The organism is Pseudomonas sp. WS 5146, from assembly GCF_012985495.1.
Classification (GTDB): domain Bacteria; phylum Pseudomonadota; class Gammaproteobacteria; order Pseudomonadales; family Pseudomonadaceae; genus Aquipseudomonas; species Aquipseudomonas edaphica.
In genome coordinates this window covers 1-17,729 of the sequence record NZ_JAAQWL010000017.1, presented here as the reverse complement: position 1 = coordinate 17,729, position 17,729 = coordinate 1, and the positions used below count along the sequence as shown (strand labels likewise).

At 55.4% G+C, this 17,729-nt stretch carries 11 protein-coding genes; all 11 read left to right on the top strand.

The features are described from left to right. The first annotated feature begins 19 nt into the window (after positions 1-19). A complete protein-coding gene (locus HBO41_RS28385; protein WP_169988632.1) occupies positions 20-10,912 on the top strand; it encodes a hemagglutinin repeat-containing protein in 10,893 nt (3,630 codons plus the stop codon). A gap of 2 nt (positions 10,913-10,914) precedes the next feature. Then, positions 10,915-11,313, top strand: a complete 399-nt coding sequence (locus HBO41_RS28380; protein ID WP_169988630.1) for a hypothetical protein — start codon at positions 10,915-10,917, stop codon at positions 11,311-11,313. A gap of 186 nt (positions 11,314-11,499) precedes the next feature. Then, the gene (locus HBO41_RS28375; protein ID WP_169988628.1) at positions 11,500-12,198 is read left to right on the top strand and encodes a transposase; all 699 of its coding nucleotides are present in this window, start codon (positions 11,500-11,502) and stop codon (positions 12,196-12,198) included. Between the two features lie 88 nt (positions 12,199-12,286). Continuing rightward, positions 12,287-12,883, top strand: a complete 597-nt coding sequence (locus HBO41_RS28370) for a hypothetical protein (protein WP_262380555.1) — start codon at positions 12,287-12,289, stop codon at positions 12,881-12,883. 465 nt (positions 12,884-13,348) lie between these two features. After that, positions 13,349-13,927, top strand: a complete 579-nt coding sequence (locus tag HBO41_RS28365; RefSeq protein WP_169988624.1) for a hypothetical protein — start codon at positions 13,349-13,351, stop codon at positions 13,925-13,927. Positions 13,928-14,212: 285 nt separating this feature from the next. Continuing rightward, entirely contained in the window at positions 14,213-14,599 is a 387-nt protein-coding gene (locus HBO41_RS29715) for a DNA/RNA non-specific endonuclease (protein ID WP_346342995.1), read from the top strand. Beyond that, positions 14,599-14,928 carry a hypothetical protein gene (locus HBO41_RS28355; RefSeq protein ID WP_017135223.1) on the top strand — a complete coding sequence of 110 codons (330 nt, stop codon included), beginning with the start codon at positions 14,599-14,601 and terminating at the stop codon, positions 14,926-14,928. The genes HBO41_RS29715 and HBO41_RS28355 overlap by 1 nt, the downstream gene beginning before the upstream one ends. 349 nt (positions 14,929-15,277) lie before the next feature. After that, positions 15,278-15,718, top strand: a complete 441-nt coding sequence (locus HBO41_RS29620) for a transposase (RefSeq protein ID WP_256349324.1) — start codon at positions 15,278-15,280, stop codon at positions 15,716-15,718. A 354-nt stretch (positions 15,719-16,072) separates the two neighbouring features. After that, on the top strand, positions 16,073-16,852 hold the full coding sequence (locus tag HBO41_RS28345; protein WP_017135224.1) for a DUF4225 domain-containing protein: 780 nt from the start codon (positions 16,073-16,075) through the stop codon (positions 16,850-16,852). A gap of 261 nt (positions 16,853-17,113) precedes the next feature. Next, positions 17,114-17,311 (top strand): hypothetical protein, encoded by a 198-nt coding sequence (locus HBO41_RS28340; protein ID WP_156526240.1) that lies wholly within the window; start codon positions 17,114-17,116, stop codon positions 17,309-17,311. A 215-nt stretch (positions 17,312-17,526) separates the two neighbouring features. Beyond that, positions 17,527-17,729 (top strand): transposase (locus HBO41_RS28335; RefSeq protein ID WP_169988622.1); only part of this gene is annotated, 203 nt, incomplete at its 3' end.

The following is a 17,729-nucleotide window of genomic DNA, read 5'->3' as shown; positions in this document are numbered from 1 at the left end:
CTGCAACGAGAATTTGACCATGGATGTTCGCCACTTTGCCTTTCTGGCCCGCCAACCTTCTGCTGCCTTGAAGCGCCGCGACGCGTTCTTCGGCCTGCCCAAGCGCGGCCTGGTGCTGATCCTGGTCAACGCGCTGTTCTGGCAGCCGTTGCTGGCCCAGGCCGAAGGCATTGTGGTGAGCAACCCGGCCACCAGCGTCGGCCAGGCCGGCAATGGCGTGCCGGTGGTGAACATCGCCACCCCCAATGGCAGTGGCTTGTCCCACAACCAGTTCAAGGACTACAACGTCGGCCCCAACGGCGTGATCCTCAACAACGCCACTGGCGCGCTGCAGAACACCCAGCTGGGCGGTTACATCGTCGGCAACCCCAACCTCAAGGGCGGCGCGGCCAACGTTATCCTCAACGAAGTCAACGGCGGCAGCCCGAGCCAGCTGCGCGGTTACACCGAAGTAGCGGGGCAGTCGGCCAAAGTCATCGTCGCCAACCCTTACGGCATCACGTGCAGCGGCTGCGGGTTTATCAACACGCCCAACGTGACCCTGACCACCGGCAAGCCGATGATGGACAACGTCGGTCGCCTGGACCACTACCAAGTGGACGGCGGCGCCGTGACCATCGACGGCGAAGGCCTGAACGCCAGCAACGTCGACCGCTTCGAAATCATTACCCGCTCGGCCAAGATCAACGCGCAAATCAACGCCCGTGAACTGGCCGTGGTCGCCGGGCGCAACGACGTCGACGCCAAAAGCCTGAAAGCCACCGCCCGTGCCGACGACGGCAGCGCCAAGCCCGAGCTGGCCATCGACTCCAGCGCCTTGGGCGGCATGTACGCCGGTGCGATCAAACTGGTGGGCACCGAAGCCGGTGTGGGCGTGAAGCTCGACGGCACGCTGGCGGCCAGTGGTGGTGATATCCAGCTCGATGCCAATGGGCATTTGAGCATGGCGCAAACCGCCGCCAGCGGCGCGGTCAACATCAACGCCGCAAGCCTGGACGCCAAAGGGCCGGTGTATGCCGGTACAGCCCTTAACGTGAACACCCAGGGCGACCTCACTAACCGCCAGAGCCTGGCCGCCCGTGACCGCATTGCGCTGTCCAGCGGCGGCACGCTGACCAATGGCGACATCATCGAAGCCGGCGTCAACGCCGACAACACTCGCAACGCCACAGGCGATGTGAGCCTGCGCGGCAAGGCCGTCACCAACACCGGCGCCAGTGTGATTGCCAGCCGCGCGTTGAGCGTGGATGCCCAAGCGTTGAACAACCAGGGCGGCACACTGGGTGCCAAACAACACACCCAAATTACCGCTGCCACAGTCGATAACCAGAACAAAGGCCGCATTCTCAGCAACGGCGGCCTGGCCATCACCGCTGATCGCCTGCAGAACACCCAAGGTGGGTTGGTCACCAGCAACGGGCCGCTGACCGTCGTCGTCGGTGAGCTGCATAACCAGGGCGGTGAGCTCTCAAGCCTCGACACTGCAGCGCTGACGGTCGCGACCCTCGATAACGTCGCAGGCCTGATCACGGCGGGCAATGCGCTCAGCCTCAACGTCGGCAGCCTCAACAACCAAGCCGGGTTGGTCACCAGCCAAGGCACGGTGAGCGTGGCCGGTAATAGCCTCGACAACCGCCAAAAAGGCTTGGTCGCAGGCGTGGGTGGTGTGCAGGTCAATGTCGCCAACATCGACAACCGCAACGGCGAGCTGTCCAGCCGTGCGGGCGTTGTGGTGACCGCTACGCAACTGGATAACAGCGACGGCGGGCTGCTGATTGCTGGCGCCGGTGCAGGTTTGAATGTCGACCAACTGCTTAACCGCAACCAGGGTTTGATCAGCAGCGAAGGGCTGCTGAGCATCACCGCGCGCACGCTGGCCAACGGCGGCGGCACGCTCTCCAGCGCCGGGCCGCTGACCCTCAGCGCACTCGGCGCGGTGGACAACCGAGGCGGGCGGCTGGTCACCGATGGCAGCCTGATACTCAACGCCGCAAGCGTCGACAACAGCCAGAACGGCACCCTGAGTGCGCGCCAGGCCCTGTCCCTTGGCACTGCCGACCTCAACAACCAGCAAGGCGGCCAGATCACCAGCGCCGAGGCGCTGACGCTGGACCTGCACCGTGGCGAGTTCAATAACCAGGGCGGGCTGATCAACGCGCCGCTGTTGATGCTCAACAACCTCAAGAACGTGCATAACCAGGGCGGCGAAATCTCCGGCAGCCAGGCGTTCACACTCACCGCCGACAACCTCGACAACAGCAGCGGCAAACTGCTGAGCAACGCCGCGCTGACCCTGCGCATCGGCCAGGCCCTGGCCAACGTCAAAGGCATGATTGCCGCCGCCTCGGTTGACGCCCACGCCACCGACCTCGACAACAGCGGCGGCACCCTCACCAGCCGTGGCGACACGCTGCTCAACGTGGCTGGCCGCCTCACCAACCGCGACCAGGGCCTGCTCAACGCGAGCAATACGCTGACGCTCAACAGCGCCGCGCTGGACAACCAGAACGGCTCGCTGCTGGGCAGCGCGATTGCCCTGGACTTCGGCACCGCCACCGGCGACCTGAACAACGCGGGTGGCCTGATCACCACCGCTGGCAACCTCTCCATCAACCACCTGCGTGACCTCAGCAACCAGGGAGGCGAACTCTCCAGCGCGCAAACTCTGAACCTCAGCGGCCGCACGTTGAACAACAGCAACGGCAAACTGATCAGCAATAACCTGCTGGTGCTCAATGCCGAAAACCTGATCAACCAGAATGGCCTGATGTCCGGCTGGCAGGGTTTGACGGTCAGCGGCGCGAACCTGGACAACCGCAACGGCGGCACCTTGTCCAGCCGTTACGGCGACCTTAATGCCACGCTGACCGCCAGCCTGCTCAACAGCGCAGGCGGGGCACTGGTGAGCCAGAAAGCGCTGACCGTTAATGCCGGCGAACTGGATAACAGCAACAAAGGCGTACTCTCCAGCGCGGCCGGGCAGACGCTTACCGTCGGCGGCTTGCTGAACAACGCCCAGGGCGGCGTGATCGACAGCGGCGCGGCCCTGAGCCTGACTACGCAAAACCTGGACAACAGCGCCGGCAGCATCAGTGGCGGCACCGCCACCACCCTCGACCTGCTCGCGACCCTGACCAACACCAACGGCAAACTGGCCAGCGGCGGCCCGCTGCTGATCAGCCGCGCGGCGCAGATCAACAACCAGGGCGGCCAGATTGCCAGCCAGGGCCTGTTGACCCTGCTGGCCGGCGGCCTGGATAACCGCAACCGTGGCACCCTGGCCGCCAACGACCGCTTGAGCCTCACCGCCAGCGGCCTGGTGCAGAACGGCAACGACGGCTTGATCTACAGCCAGAACGCCGACCTCAGCCTCACGGCCAACCGTTTGGACAATGGCAAAGGCACCGTGCAAAGCCAGGGCGGCATGACCGCCAACGTGGCCGACACGCTGGATAACCAGAGCGGCAAACTGATCGCCCAGGCCGGTGACCTGAATATCAACGCGGCCAGCCTCGACAACCGTGGCGGCACCCTCGCCAGCCTCAAGGCCGCGCTGCAAACCCAAGTGGTCGGCGTGCTGCGCAACGGTTACGACCTCAACAACAACCGCCAGGGCGGCGTGATGCAGGGGCAAAGCCTCAACCTGCAAGCCGGCAGCGTAGACAACTATGGCGGGCGCATCGCGGCGCAGGGCGGCAACGCACTGGTCACCACCCGCAATTTCGACAACCGCAACGGCGGGCTGTATGCCAAAGGCCTGATGCGCGTGGTCGGGCATGACTTCGATAACAGCGGCGACAACGACGGCCAGATTGCTGGCCAACAGATCGACCTGGACCTCAGCGGCGCGCTCAACAACCGCCTGGGCATCATCGAAAGCGAAAGCACCCTCAAGGTGCGTGCCGCGAGCCTCGATAACCAGACCGGGCGCCTGCGTGCGCTGGGCACGGCGGGCACCACCGAATTCGCCATCGGTGGCCTGTTCGACAACCGCAACGGCGTGCTGGAAACCGCCAACAACGACCTGACCCTCAACGCCGGTAGCTTCCAGAACCTGGGCGGCAACGTACTGCACGTGGGCACCGGCAACTTCGGCATTGCCCCGGCCAACCTCAACGACGTGGGCGGCAGCCTGGTCACCCGTGGCGACCTGACCATCACCCAGGGCAACTGGACCAACAGCAGCGTGATCCAGGCCGGGCAACTCACCGTTAACGTCGACAGCCTCGACCAGACCGCCACCGGCCAACTGCTCGGCGCGCGACGCTTTATCGGCAATGGCGCCAACTGGACCACCCACGGCCTGATCGCCAGCGACGGCGCGCTCGACCTGACCTTGAGCGGCGCCCTCAACAGCAGCGGGCGCATCAGCAGCCTGGGCAACCTCAACCTCAATGCCGCACAAGCCAGCCTGAGCGACACGGCCAGCATTGCCGGCGGCGGCGTCACCACCGCCAACATCGCCGGCACGCTCAACAACCGCGGGCGCCTCACCGCCGCTACCGACCTGGTGGTCAACGCCGGCACACTCAACAACTACGCGACCCTGGGCAGCGGCCAGCGACTGGTCGCCACCACCGGCGCCTTGCTCAATGACCACGGCCTGATCTTCAGCGGCGGCGACATGAGCCTGCGTGTGGACGCGTTGAACAACAGCTACGCCGACGTCTACAGCCTGGGCAACCTCAGCGTCGACCGCGACGGCAAGGGCGGCCTGGCAAGCAGCATCCTCAACAGCTCATCCACGATCCAGAGTGACGGCAACCTCAGCTTGTCCGCCAACTCGATCAAAAACGAACGGGCGGTACTCGACGTCAACGATGCGGGTGTCTACACAGCCTCGGCCACCCAAGGCACGTGCATCGAGTACGTCAACGCCGGTGACTGCCACGCCGGTGGCACACCGCGCAACTACGTGTGGGAACTGGTGACACGCGACAAACTGGAAGTGACCGCCGCCAGTGCCGGTTCGAGCATCACCTCGGGCGGTAACATGACCCTGGCGGGCGGCGACCTGCTCAACAGCAGCAGCTCGATCGCGGCCGGCGGTAACTTCACCGCGCGCCTGAACAACCTGGTCAACACCGGCATCGAAACCGGCGAGACCGAGACCTATCGTCTTTTCACGTCAAAGCGCACCAAGCACCCTGAAGGCTGGTTCAGTGCCGCCGCCGCACTCACCAACAAATACTGGTACAAAAGCGCCGGTTACAATCCCAATGACCTCGGCGGCCTTGAAGCTACCGTGGCCAACTTCATCGGCATGATGGAGATCGAGCGCACCCAGTTCGGCAAAGTCACCAAAATCGCCAGCGATGACCAACGTTACGCCGCCGTGATTCAGGCAGGCGGCGCGGTAGACGTCAAAGCGCAAGCCGGCATCGACAACAGCGTGGTACGCCTGGGCTATAGCTACATCGGCGCAGGTGCCAAAACCACCACCGACGCCACCGGTGCCAGTGGCGCAGCCGGTTACTCCACCCGCGTGACCCTCAACCAGCAACTGCCGCCGGACCTGGCCCAACAGCAGATCAACCCGCTGAGCCTGCCCGGCTTCACCTTGCCCACCGGCCAGGGCGGGCTGTTCCGCCTCAGTGGCCAGAGCGCCAGCGCGCCTGCCAGCACCGGCCCGCAAGGCTGGACCTTGGGCGGCGGCAGCGTCGACCGCACGCCGGTTACCGGCCCGGTCGTGCCCGGCAGCGGCACCTCGGCCGACGGCGTGGTGATTAACCGCGTGCAAGGCCTGCCAGACAGCCAGTTCGTCTCCAACCCACAGAAATACCTGATCGAAACCAACCCGCTGCTGACCAACCTCAGCCAGTTCTTAAGCTCCGATTACATGCTGTCCAAACTGGGCTACGACCCGGACCAGGCACAAAAGCGCCTGGGTGACGGCCTGTATGAACAGCGCCTGATCCAGCAAGCCGTGATCGCCCGTACCGGCCAGCGCTTCATCGATGGCCAGACCAGCGACACAGCGATGTTCAAGTACCTGATGGACAACGCCATCGGCACCAAACAGGCGCTAAACCTGGCCGTAGGCGTGAGCCTCACCGCCGAGCAAGTGGCGGCCCTGACCCACGACATCGTGTGGATGGAAAACGCCACCGTCGCCGGCCAGCAAGTGCTGGTGCCCGTGCTCTACCTGGCCCAGGCCAACAACCGCCTGGCGCCCAACGGCGCACTCATCACCGGCAGCGACCTGAACCTGGTCAGCGGCACCGACCTCAACAACGTCGGCACCCTGCGCGCCACCAACAACCTGGCGGCCAGCGCCGGGCGCAACATGGTCAACGGCGGCCTCGTGCAAGCGGGCAACCGCCTCGACCTGCTCGCCGGCAACACCCTCACCAACCGCGCCGGCGGCATCATCGCCGGGCGCGACGTCAGCGTGCGCGCGGTAAATGGCGATGTGCTCAACGAACGCACCGTCACCAGCCACCAGAGCAGCAGCGGCTACCGCACCGAGCGCACCGACTTCGTTGACAACGCTGCGCGCATCGAGGCCGCCAACAGCCTGACCCTGCAAGCCGGCCGCGACGTCAACAGCACCGGCGGCGCCTTCAAAAGCGGCGCCGACCTGGGCGTTCAAGCCGGGCGCGATGTAAACCTGGCCACCGCCGAACAACGCAACGCCAATGCCGTCAGCACCTACATGCGCAGCAGCAGCGCAAACCAGTACGGCACCGTGATCGAGGCCGGTCGCGACTTCCAGGTGGTGGCTGCGCGGGACATCAGCGCCATCGGCAGCCAGTTGAATGCCACGCGTGATCTGGCGCTGGTAGCCAAGGGCAATGTGAACCTGGCGTCGGCGGCGAATGAACAGCATTCGGCGTTTAATTCCAAGAAGGTCACCAGTGTTGAAGACCATGTTCAGCAGGTATCGACCGTGCTCAAGGCTGGCGGTGACGCCACCCTGAGCGCCGGGCAGAACCTGCAACTGGTGGCCAGCCAAGTGGACGCGGGCAAAGAAGCGTACCTGGTTGCGGGTAACGACCTTGCCCTCAAGGCGGCTGAAAATCAGGACTACAGCTTCTACAGCAAAACCAAGAAGACCTCGTCCGGGAAGAAATTCCGTCTGGATGAGACATCCGCCATCAACAATGTCGGCAGCCTGGTCAGCGCGGGCACCAACAGCACCGTCGTGGCGGGTGCAAACCTGTTGCTGGCCGGCAGCGCCGTCACTGCCGACAAAGGCGCTGCGCAACTGGTCGCAGGCCAGGACGTCAGCATTCTTGCGGTCACTAACTCCGACAACGCCCGTCACGAACGCAAAGAAAGCAAAAGCAGTTGGGGCGGGTTCAAGTCGAGCAAGGTTGAAGACAAAGTCGACGAGAAACGCACTACCGCCGTCGGCAGTATGGTGTCCGGCGATACGGTAAGCGTTGCCAGCGGACGGGACGTCAAAGTCACTGGTTCATCCTTGGTGAGCACGGGTGATCTGGCTGTGCAGGCCGGGCGTGATTTGACTATTGATGCCGCGCAGAACACGTTCTCGCGCACCGACATGCACAAAGAAAAAAATCGCGACCTCACGGGTGTGTTGACTGGCAACAAGCTGGGTCTGGATGACGCCACCGGCAATCAACATTTGTTCATCAATAGCCAGAAACACAACGGCACAGCCAACGAAACGACGTTGACGGGCAGCACCGTCGGGTCCAGCGCCGGCAATGTAAGTCTGGTCGCCGGGCGTGAACTGAAGGTGATTGCCAGTGATCTGGTGAGCACCAAAGATATGTCGCTCAATGGCTCTAATGTCACCATTGCGGCCGGAACAGAAACGGCTAACCAAACGAGTCAGGACAGCTCCAAGAACTTGGCGGTAGGGAGGGTGATCGGTGGTGTGGTGGTCGACACCTACAAGAGTATTCGTAACGATGTGCAGGCCGTTCAAAAGGCCGACGACAGCCGTCTGAAGGCCGTCAAAGGGGCTCAAGCGGCGCTCTCGGTCTACGATGCTTTGGGTGGCGGCAATGAAGCGGCCAACGATTCAGACGGCAAGCCCGCCAACAGCAAAGGGTCGGTGTTCAAGATTGGTACTGAACTCGCGAATACCCGCAAGAAAAGCACCAGCGAGTACAACGCCGAGACGGTGAAGCAATCGACTCTCAACAGTGGTGGTGGCCTGGCGATCGTGGCAACCGGCGATGCACCGGGCACCGCAGGTGACCTGCATGTGATCGGCAGCAGCATCAAAGCCAAAGACACGCTGTTGCAGGCTAAGAACGACGTCATCCTGGAAAGCGCTCAGGACCGTAAGAACTGGGACAACCAGAATAAAAACAACAAGACCAGCATCGGTGTGAGCCTCAGTTTCGGTGAACAGAGCGGCTTCGTGCTGGACCTGGGTGCGCAGATGGCCAAGGGTATGGGAACCGGCCATGAAGTCACCCAAGTCAATAGTACGGTGGAGACGGGTCTTCTCGTCCTCAAGAGTGGCCAGGACACAACACTGGCAGGCGCGCAGGTGCATGCCGATGCTATTAAGGCGCAGGTTGGCGGCAACTTGAACATCGCCTCTCGCCAGGACGAAGCGAGCCAGAAGAACAAGCAAACCAGTGGCGGTGTTGGCGTGAGCATTTGCGTGCCACCTTTCTGCCTGGGCTCCATGGTTTCAGGCTCCGCGAATATCGCCGGCAACAAAATGAACAGCGATTACAACGCGGTGACCCAGCAAACCGGCCTTTATGCCGGCAAGGGTGGCTATGACATCAATGTGGGTAAAAACACCACGCTTCAGGGCGCGGTAATCGCCAGCGAAGCCAGCAACGACAAGAACTACCTGAGTACTGATCGCCTGCTGGTCAGCGATATCAAAAACAACAGTGACATCAAAAGCCAAGCCGCGAGCTTGAGCTATTCCGGCGCGACAGCAGGGTTCACCGATGCGCGCTCGGGCGTGGGCGGCACGATTCCGTTGCTGCTCAAGGAATCCGACAGCAACAAAACCCGCAGCGCCGTCAGCCCGGGAACAATCGAGGTAAGGAACGCGGCGGGGGCCAATGACCTGGTCGGCTTGAACCGTGACACCGCCAACGCCAACAAGGCGCTCGACCGGCCCGACGAAAAGGCCATGCAAGAGCGGATCGACTTGATCCAAAGCTCGGCGCAACTGTCGAGCACCGTGATCAACAAAGTTGCCGAAGCCAAGGCGAACAAAGCCGCAGCATTGAGCAAGCAGGCAGATGATCAGGCCAAGGCGGGCTCACCCGATGCTGAGCAAACCGCACTGGCGGCAAACGCGGCATATCTGGATGCCAAGGGCTGGCAGGTGGGTGGTGACAAACGTGTGATGGCCGATATCGCCACCGGTTTGATCGCAGCAGGGTTAGGCGGAGCGACGGGAACTACAGCCGTAGGGATTGTTGCCAATACGTCCTCCAGTGACATCTTTAAAAAGATAGGCGACTACGCTCAGGCCAGATCCATAGATCCGAAATCTGATGCGGCCACGCGTGCCGCGTGGGCCGAGGGTGGTGCGGCGCGCGTGATGTTGCATGCGTTGGCTGGCGCGGCAATTGGGCTGTCCAGCGGTAGCCCTCAAAGCGGTGCACTAGGTGCAGGTGCATCAGCCGCGTTGATACCGGCGATCACAGATGCTTTGGAAAAAAACCAAATCAAGGGCACGGATCAAGATGCGCTGGCGTCTTTGATTGCGGCGGGTGTGGGCACTGTTGTAGGTGCTGGCAATGGCGTAAACGGTTCGATAGTGGCTGGTGGAACGGCTAATAGTGTTGAAGTATTCAACCGCCGCCTGCACAAGACCCAGGAAGTGCCAATTCTGGAGAAGAAGGCCGAAGAGCTGGAAACGCGGGGCAAGGCTGAGTCCAGTACACGTTGGATTGATTTGCTGATGATTGCCGCAGGCGGTGCGGTCGATAAAGCTGACGAAGCACGCTTGAATGCACTGGTGCAGCAATCCAAGGGCAAGGACACCGAGTCCGAGCGATTCATGGAGGATTTGAACACTGCCAAGGGAATTGTTGCCCAGTTAGCCGCACAGGAAATTCCGCTGACCTGGAAAGATGGCACGCCCATCATGGTCAAGGGCGAGAAGGTCTATGCCTTCGGTGCTACAGAGAGTCAGAAAAACGACCCGACCCTTTTTAATGCGGCAAATGTTTACGGCCCCGGGGCGGTCTACGATCAATGGCGGCAGTACGGTCAAGAGCAGACGGCTCAGCACCAAAACGAACTATCGGGGTTGTCGACGTATGAGTCGAGTGTTGCGGATGCATCGCAGCGGTTGGCGGATATTGCGATCAAGGGGACTAAAGACGTCACGCCTGAACTCGACATTCTGGCGGCTGTGGTGCCGGCGGCACGGGGTGCCAAGACTGTTTTCGAACTTATTTTAGAGAGCATTGCGATTAAGAGGCTTGCATCAGGTGCCGAGTTAAACGGTGCGGCTAAGTCCGGTGAGCTAATTGCGGGCAAAAATTGGGCTGGCGCAGCTGATAACGAAGCTGGGTTAGCCGGGAGACCTATTACGGTTGTTCCAGGAAGATTTGATAATGAAATTGACTTGGCACTTAAATCAGATGTCACGGGAGAGGTTTTAGAGGGGCAAGTTGGAAGGGCATTGAGCGAAAAAGGGATGCTTTTGGATTATCAAAGCAAATTCAGATCTGGTTTTGTTGATGGGAAGCCTGTGGGGATTGGCGAGATTGACGCTGAAACACCTCGTTTTATCATTGAGGTTGCCAGCAGTCCGAAGCCTGGAAAAATCGAACAGTTACAGAAGTTACAAAATAACACTATGCTTAACCCTGATCGTAAAGAAGTCATACTTTTTGCTCCGAACGTGGTTAAGCCGCAGCAGATCAAAGCTTATGAAAAGGTAGGGGTTAAAGTAATTAATAGCGTCGACGAGTTATTCGAGTATGGAGCCAAAAAAGGGGGGTTATAGCTGTGAGCAACTCAGCATCAATTATATCGGACGTGGCAATTGATGAAGACGCGTTCGCTGATTTTCTCCACGCTATAGGTGGAGTCGTCAGCGCGGGTAAACGTAGTCGTGGAGTATTGAGCTGGGGTGAGGCCACTTTGTATGTGTCATTACTCACCTCCGAAAAGTTCATAGGTTTTTATGATGCGCAAGATATTCTCGATTGGGAAACTTTGTTGGGTGCCACACCGAGGACAATGATTGAAATGCAGTTGGGACACTCAAAAGGGTCGATGGAAATGTATTTATGGTTGGCGTACGAGTTTGGTAAAAAATGGAATTGTGTTGTTGATGATGTTAATTCTGTGACCATTAAGTACTCTGAAATCTGTGACAGGTATACAAGATCGAGCGTGAAATAGTGGCAGGCCATTTTCTGTTTGATTGTGGGGGAAATAGTTGGAAATAGGGGTCAGACCACGGTTTTGTTTTTTAGAGTTAAGCAGAGTTGCTCTTTAAAAATGTGATTTATTTTTTGTAATTATTCCAATCTGTTGGCCTGTTGAAGGGCGGCTAAGCTGTAAGCTCTTATCCAGTTAGGGGTTTATATGGCTCGCCGTCCTAGGGTTTTACTGCCGGATATCCCGTTGCATGTTATTCAGCGGGGAAACAATCGGTCTGCGTGTTTTTACTCAGATGAAGACTATATTTTTTACATTGATACATTAGCCGTGCTTGCTGAATTGTATGGCTGTAAAGTTCACGCATTGTGCTTGATGACAAATCATGTTCATTTGTTGTTGACTCCCACCTGCTGCGCAGGGGCCGGCCTGCTTATGAAGGGGCTGGGGCAGCGCTACGTTCAATATGTCAATCGAACATGTCAACGTACGGGCACGTTGTGGGAAGGCCGTTTCCGCTCCTGTTTGGTTCAACAAGACAACTATGTTTTAGCTTGCTATCGATATATCGAAATGAACCCGGTCAGAGCGGGTATGGTTGCTCATCCGGGCGACTACCGTTGGACCAGTTATAGAACAAACGCACAGGGCGAGCTATCAGGCTTTATAAGCCCGCATGCAGTTTATAGCGACTTAGGTAGCGGCGCCGCGCAACGAGCCGAAGCTTACCGGTCAACATTCCTGGATCGGCTCTCACCTGAGTTGATAGAAAAAATCCGATCTTCTACAAACGGCAATTATGTTTTGGGCGATCAGAAGTTTGCGTCAGAGATTGCGCAGATAGTAGGTGAAAGAGTTTCACCGAGCGTGTCGGGACGCCCGAAAAAGTGTGTGTTAAAAGTTTAAGAATAGTGGTCTGACCCCTATTTCCCACCCCTAAAGCAATTATAGAAACATGCCCGAATTGTAAGGTGACTTGGCCGGGGAATAAATGATGGTTATTGATGAACAATGGGTTCCAGGATTTGGAGAAATTGTTACTTGGTTTGCGATGGACAAAGCCGGTGCTATTGCCGTCATGGTGAATAACTGTTTTGGATCGTTACCAAAGGTTTTGTTGGAAGTTACAGCTGTGGAGCAGAAGCTTGATAGCTTAAGTGAGTACTTGTGGGAAGAGTCTGGTGATTACGAAGAATATTCGAAAGCTAAAAACGGTAAAACAATTCTTGATTTGTACTCTGCCTGTGCATATCGTCACCTAGACTCTAGGGCTGAAGTGGAACGATGGATAGCGGATCGATCTTCACTTCAAGCCAGGCTGACAGAATATAACCTTCCAGCAATTAAAGGTGTCTATATATACCATGCTATAGAAGGTAGTGTGCCTGGGGAGGACTTCCCTTCCGGTTATGATGGAGAGTCTAAAATGGGAGACTATTTTCGCTACTTAGTCCCTAGCGTTAAGGCTGGTATAGAAGATATTCCTTTTGAGCTTAGGGGGATAGTTGTTGTTTCTGATAGTCTGGAATTTTCAGATGTGAGTTTTTGGTCTGGAAGTTCTATTGATGAGCATTTCTCTCGTATGTATTGACGTAAAGTGACTTAAAAGGTACAGATTTATTTAAATATTAAATTTAAAAAAACCCCAGATGGGTCGATTAAATAAATCCGTCCCCTTTGACCCCGGATATCGTCCAACCCTATCCCTAAAGTGGATTGGGAGCAGCATATTAAAAATATCAACCCAAGCGGAGTGTCAATCTTTGATAAGTTGAAGGGGTTAAAGTAATGGGTGTGACTAGGATTTTAGACTCGGAAGGCGAGCTGCTAAATATTCTTCATGACTTGGATGCACTTGAGTGGCGGAAGTATAGGCAGCGTAACCCAGAGGTCTGGATGGGGGGTCTTTTTGAAAGAGAGGATCGTTCAAGATTTCCTCCATATATGGGGAATAAGGGGGCAGATTTATTTAATTTTCCGAGTTTGTTGTTAATTAAATAAATCTGTCCCCTCTTCACCTGATCAAGGCGGGCATTAAGATAAAGGTGCATTAATAGTGAAATTCACAACAGCCTATACGCCAGTTACAACAGCCTTTGCGTCTATGAGCACGAAGGAACTCAATGGTTTTTATGAGGGGTTCATGCTTAACAAACCCTACTGCTTAGATGAATTAATTCAAGCAGTGCGGCAGACGCCTGGGTATGAGGATTGGCGTGCAGATTTCTCCCCGGAGTCTCTGGATCTATTAGCAGAGTGGTTGACTTCTCAAGTGACAAAAGTCAACCGGTCGTCAAATGGCGGCACACTCGCTGAGGACTCAGTGGCCAGTGCGACGTGCGTTGAGGTATCTGATATGTCCGATGAAGAAAGGTCTTTGGCTGTTTTAGTGGGTATGTATTATGGTGAGGTCGCCGTCAGAAATAATCCATTACTTACGTGGGCTCAGTTGAAAGGGAATAAAAAGCAAGCGGATTATGGCCAGCCTGTTATCTCCGCCTCCGGGAGACTCCCCACCAATCCGGTGCGCGTGGTTAACGCATTCGCATGTGGCCTTGCTGACGGCTCAAGAACGAGCGCTCGACTTCGAGAAACGTACGATTATTGGATGGCGCTGATAAGTCAAAGGACATAGAGTGGAGGCCGCAGGTTTGCAGTAGGAAAAAGCGGACGGATTTATTTAACTCACCGAGTGCTTTGTTACTTAAATAAATATGTCCCTTTTCACGATGCTTTTCGCGCAGCGCCAAGGCTGCATAGGCGACAGGCCACTTTTACTGCCCAAGCGTGGCCCGCACCTACTCACTGCCTCACCGTTAACAGGGCAACTCGTCAGCCGCCCTGTCGCGGTCAGTTGACGCTGTTAAGCCTGGAAAAAGGGGCCGGATTTATTTAAATTTTTGAGTTCTTTTTTACTTAAATAAATCTGTCCCCTTTTTTTCTCGTTGAGAAAGTCGAGTCAAATCTTTCATTGACTAAAAATGATCGGAATACATATCAGCAATGTGTGGCAGGAAAGTGCGGTGTCACTGGGGAGGAGGGTGGGCACTTGATTGCTAGTATATTCAACGGACCTGGGGAGAGATTGAACCTCCTTCCCATGAATGGAAACTTGAATAAAGGTACTTGGAAAACTATGGAGAATACATGGGCGTCCGCACTTAAGGAGGGCAAACAGGTTAGCGTGAAGATTGAGCCTGTGTATTCTGGTAAAAGTGTTCGGCCAGATAGCTTTAATGTGAAGTATTCAATAGGCGGTGCTCGTCCAAAAGAGATTGTATTTAAAAACTCACCGGGTGGAAATTGATGCGTAGTGATGATGATATCTACAATGACATTGGGAGCATTTTATTTCAGATTGCTCCCGATGGAGCATGTAAAATTATAATGCGTGCACAGCTATCCCAAGAGCTAGATAGCTGTGAGTATGAGTATGACTACATTGATAAACAAGGTAACGTTGCCTGGTTCACGGCAGGCGGGCGAGCCAATACAGATATTTTAGCTCTTTTAACAGAGCTGCGTAGTTGGTATGTTGAGAATAAACTTACAGGAGGGCTGCCAGCGTGGAGTGGCTGTGAGGTGACCTTGGATTTAGTTGAAGTTAAAATTAGTATAGACTTTGTTTATCCTTGATAATTAAGCGGCAAGTTTGAAGGGAAATAGGGGGCAGACCCTGAGGGATCCCCAAAAATTTACCCTAAGCTCTGCGCTTGATGGCACACCTCATTAAAAGAATAGTGGTCTGACCCCTATTTTCTTAATTAAAACTACTGCCAAAGGTTAAACAATGATTATGCGTTTAGAAATGGTTGAGAAAGGACTTGTAGAGAAATAGGGAAATAGGGGTCAGACCACGGTTTTGTTTTTTAGAGTTAAGCAGAGTTGCTCTTTAAAAATGTGATTTATTTTTTGTAATTATTCCAATCTGTTGGCCTGTTGAAGGGCGGCTAAGCTGTAAGCTCTTATCCAGTTAGGGGTTTATATGGCTCGCCGTCCTAGGGTTTTACTGCCGGATATCCCGTTGCATATTATTCAGCGGGGAAACAATCGGTCTGCGTGTTTTTATTCAGATGAAGACTATATTTTTTACATTGATACATTAGCCGTGCTTGCTGAATTGTATGGCTGTAAAGTTCACGCATTGTGCTTGATGACAAATCATGTTCATTTGTTGTTGACTCCCAGCTGCTGCGCAGGGGCTGGCTTGCTTATGAAGGGACTGGGGCAGCGCTACGTTCAATATGTCAATCGAACATATCAACGAACGGGCACGTTGTGGGAAGGCCGTTTCCGCTCCTGTTTGGTTCAACAAGACAACTATGTTTTAGCTTGCTATCGATATATCGAAATGAACCCGGTCAGAGCCGGTATGGTTGCTCATCCGGGCGACTATCGCTGGACCAGCTATAGGGCAAACGCATAGGGCGAGCTATCAGGCTTTATAAGTCCGCATGCTGTTTATAACGAATTCTGTAGCGGCACCGCGCAACGAGCCGAAGCTTACCGGTCTATATTCAATGATCGACTTTCACTTGGGCTGATAGAACAAATTCGATCTTCTATAAACGGTAATTACGTTTTGGGCGATCAGAAGTTTGCGTCCGAGATCGCGCAGGCATTAGGTAAAAGAGTTTCGCAGGGCGTGTCAGGACGCCCAAAAAAGTATGAGTTAAAAGAATAGTGGTCTGCCCCCTATTTCTTAATCGCGGCAGGCGCCGGGGCCGTGGTTGGCTCTGGGCGAGGTACCTCAGGTGCTGCTGTCGCGGGAGGAAACGCGATGTCGGTGGAAGTCTATAATCGAGCAGCTCATGAGGCGGAGGTGGCGGCGATCAAGGCTGAGGCTCAGAAAGGTGACTTCACGGAAGCGAACCTGGAAAAGGCCATGTGTTACATCATCAAGTGCTGGGCTCATCTGGAGCGAGGGACCAAGGAGTATCACGATGCATACTTGAGTGAAGCCGATATGGTCGGGCTGAGTAATGAGCTTGAATGGGCAGATGCGCAAAGGGATAAAGGCCTGTTTAACTATTCGCTCACTGACTCGGTTTTTGATGCGGGAACGCGTGATGTCATTCCTGTGGTAGCTAACACCGCCAAGACTGTCACGGGAGGGGCAAGTGTTTACTCGGGGGGCACTCTATGCGGCACAGTGGCCGGGTGCTTTTTCGGTGGGCCTATGATTGTATTCGGATTAGGGAATATTGAGGAGGGCACCTCAGCCCTTTATAACCATGTTAATAATGAAGAGGGCAGTTATAATCATGTTAAACAAACTTTTGATCAGATTCCTGGCGGATATGGGCCGGTGATATATAGTGCCGCAGATTTCGCGTTATCAATTGGTTCGGGGTTTGTAAAGGTGCCTCTGAAGATGGGGTTGGCTGATGGTTTGAACAAGAAAAAATCAATATTTGATGTGACGGTCAGAAAGTTTGATAATAACCAATTTATTCTTGGTAAAAAGGCGCCGTATGGCGGTGCAATGTTGCTATATTTTCTGTCCGTGGGCGCGAAAGGCAATAGCCTTTACAATGAGGCGGTCGATGCGAGCAAGTAAACTTATAAATACCCTGCTGCTGATAGTTTCATTGTTGGCGGTGGTGTGTGGGGTGAGTACGTTTTTCGGCATGATGGTCGCCATAGTGGTTGGTATACTGCTTCGCACAGATTCGAACTGGGTGTTCATCTGGATTGGATTTCCCTTGTCAGGAATATTTGCTGTGTACTGGATAGTTACACGGTGGGATTATGTGAAATCCTTTATGTCCGGGCGTGGTGGGTGGTAGAGCGGGTAATCGAGGTCAGATCACGTTTGTATGTGGTCTTACTCCTGGCTGCGCTACTCAATGGCTTTCTACGATTTGACGGTAGCTGGAAGCGCTTTTTCCTCATGGTGCTGGTGCAGTTGTGGTTTGGCCAGGCGGTCTACAGCTATGCGCGAGGCGCCAGGGTGGCCATCGCGCCGGGCGGCATGAGTAAGGATGCCGACCCGGAAGAAATAGGGGTCAGACCCTGAGGGATCCTGACCCCTATTTTCTCTATTTTATCCTAGAGCTCGGTAGAGGTAGTAATGTCTGAATTCAAGGAAATAGGGGTCAGACCACGGTTTTGTTTTTTAGAGTTAAGCAGAGTTGCTCTTTAAAAATGTGATTTATTTTTTGTAATTATTCCAATCTGTTGGCCTGTTGAATGGCGGTTAAGCTGTAAGCTCTTATCCAGTTAGGGGTTTATATGGCTCGCCGTCCTAGGGTTTTACTGCCGGATATCCCGTTGCACATTATTCAGCGGGGAAACAATCGGTCTGCGTGTTTTTATTCAGATGAAGACTATATTTTTTACATTGATACATTAGCCGTGCTTGCTGAATTGTATGGCTGTAAAGTTCACGCATTGTGCTTGATGACAAATCATGTTCATTTGTTGTTGACTCCCAG

What these genes read in the sequence shown, in the direction of transcription:
- HBO41_RS28385 (WP_169988632.1), top strand. Translation starts at nt 20, where the DNA reads ATGGATGTTCGCCACTTTGCCTTTCTGGCCCGCCAACCTTCTGCTGCC.
- HBO41_RS28375 (WP_169988628.1), top strand. Translation starts at nt 11,500, where the DNA reads ATGGCTCGCCGTCCTAGGGTTTTACTGCCGGATATCCCGTTGCATGTT.
- HBO41_RS28370 (WP_262380555.1), top strand. Translation starts at nt 12,287, where the DNA reads ATGGTTATTGATGAACAATGGGTTCCAGGATTTGGAGAAATTGTTACT.
- HBO41_RS28355 (WP_017135223.1), top strand. Translation starts at nt 14,599, where the DNA reads ATGCGTAGTGATGATGATATCTACAATGACATTGGGAGCATTTTATTT.
- HBO41_RS29620 (WP_256349324.1), top strand. Translation starts at nt 15,278, where the DNA reads ATGGCTCGCCGTCCTAGGGTTTTACTGCCGGATATCCCGTTGCATATT.
- HBO41_RS28345 (WP_017135224.1), top strand. Translation starts at nt 16,073, where the DNA reads ATGTCGGTGGAAGTCTATAATCGAGCAGCTCATGAGGCGGAGGTGGCG.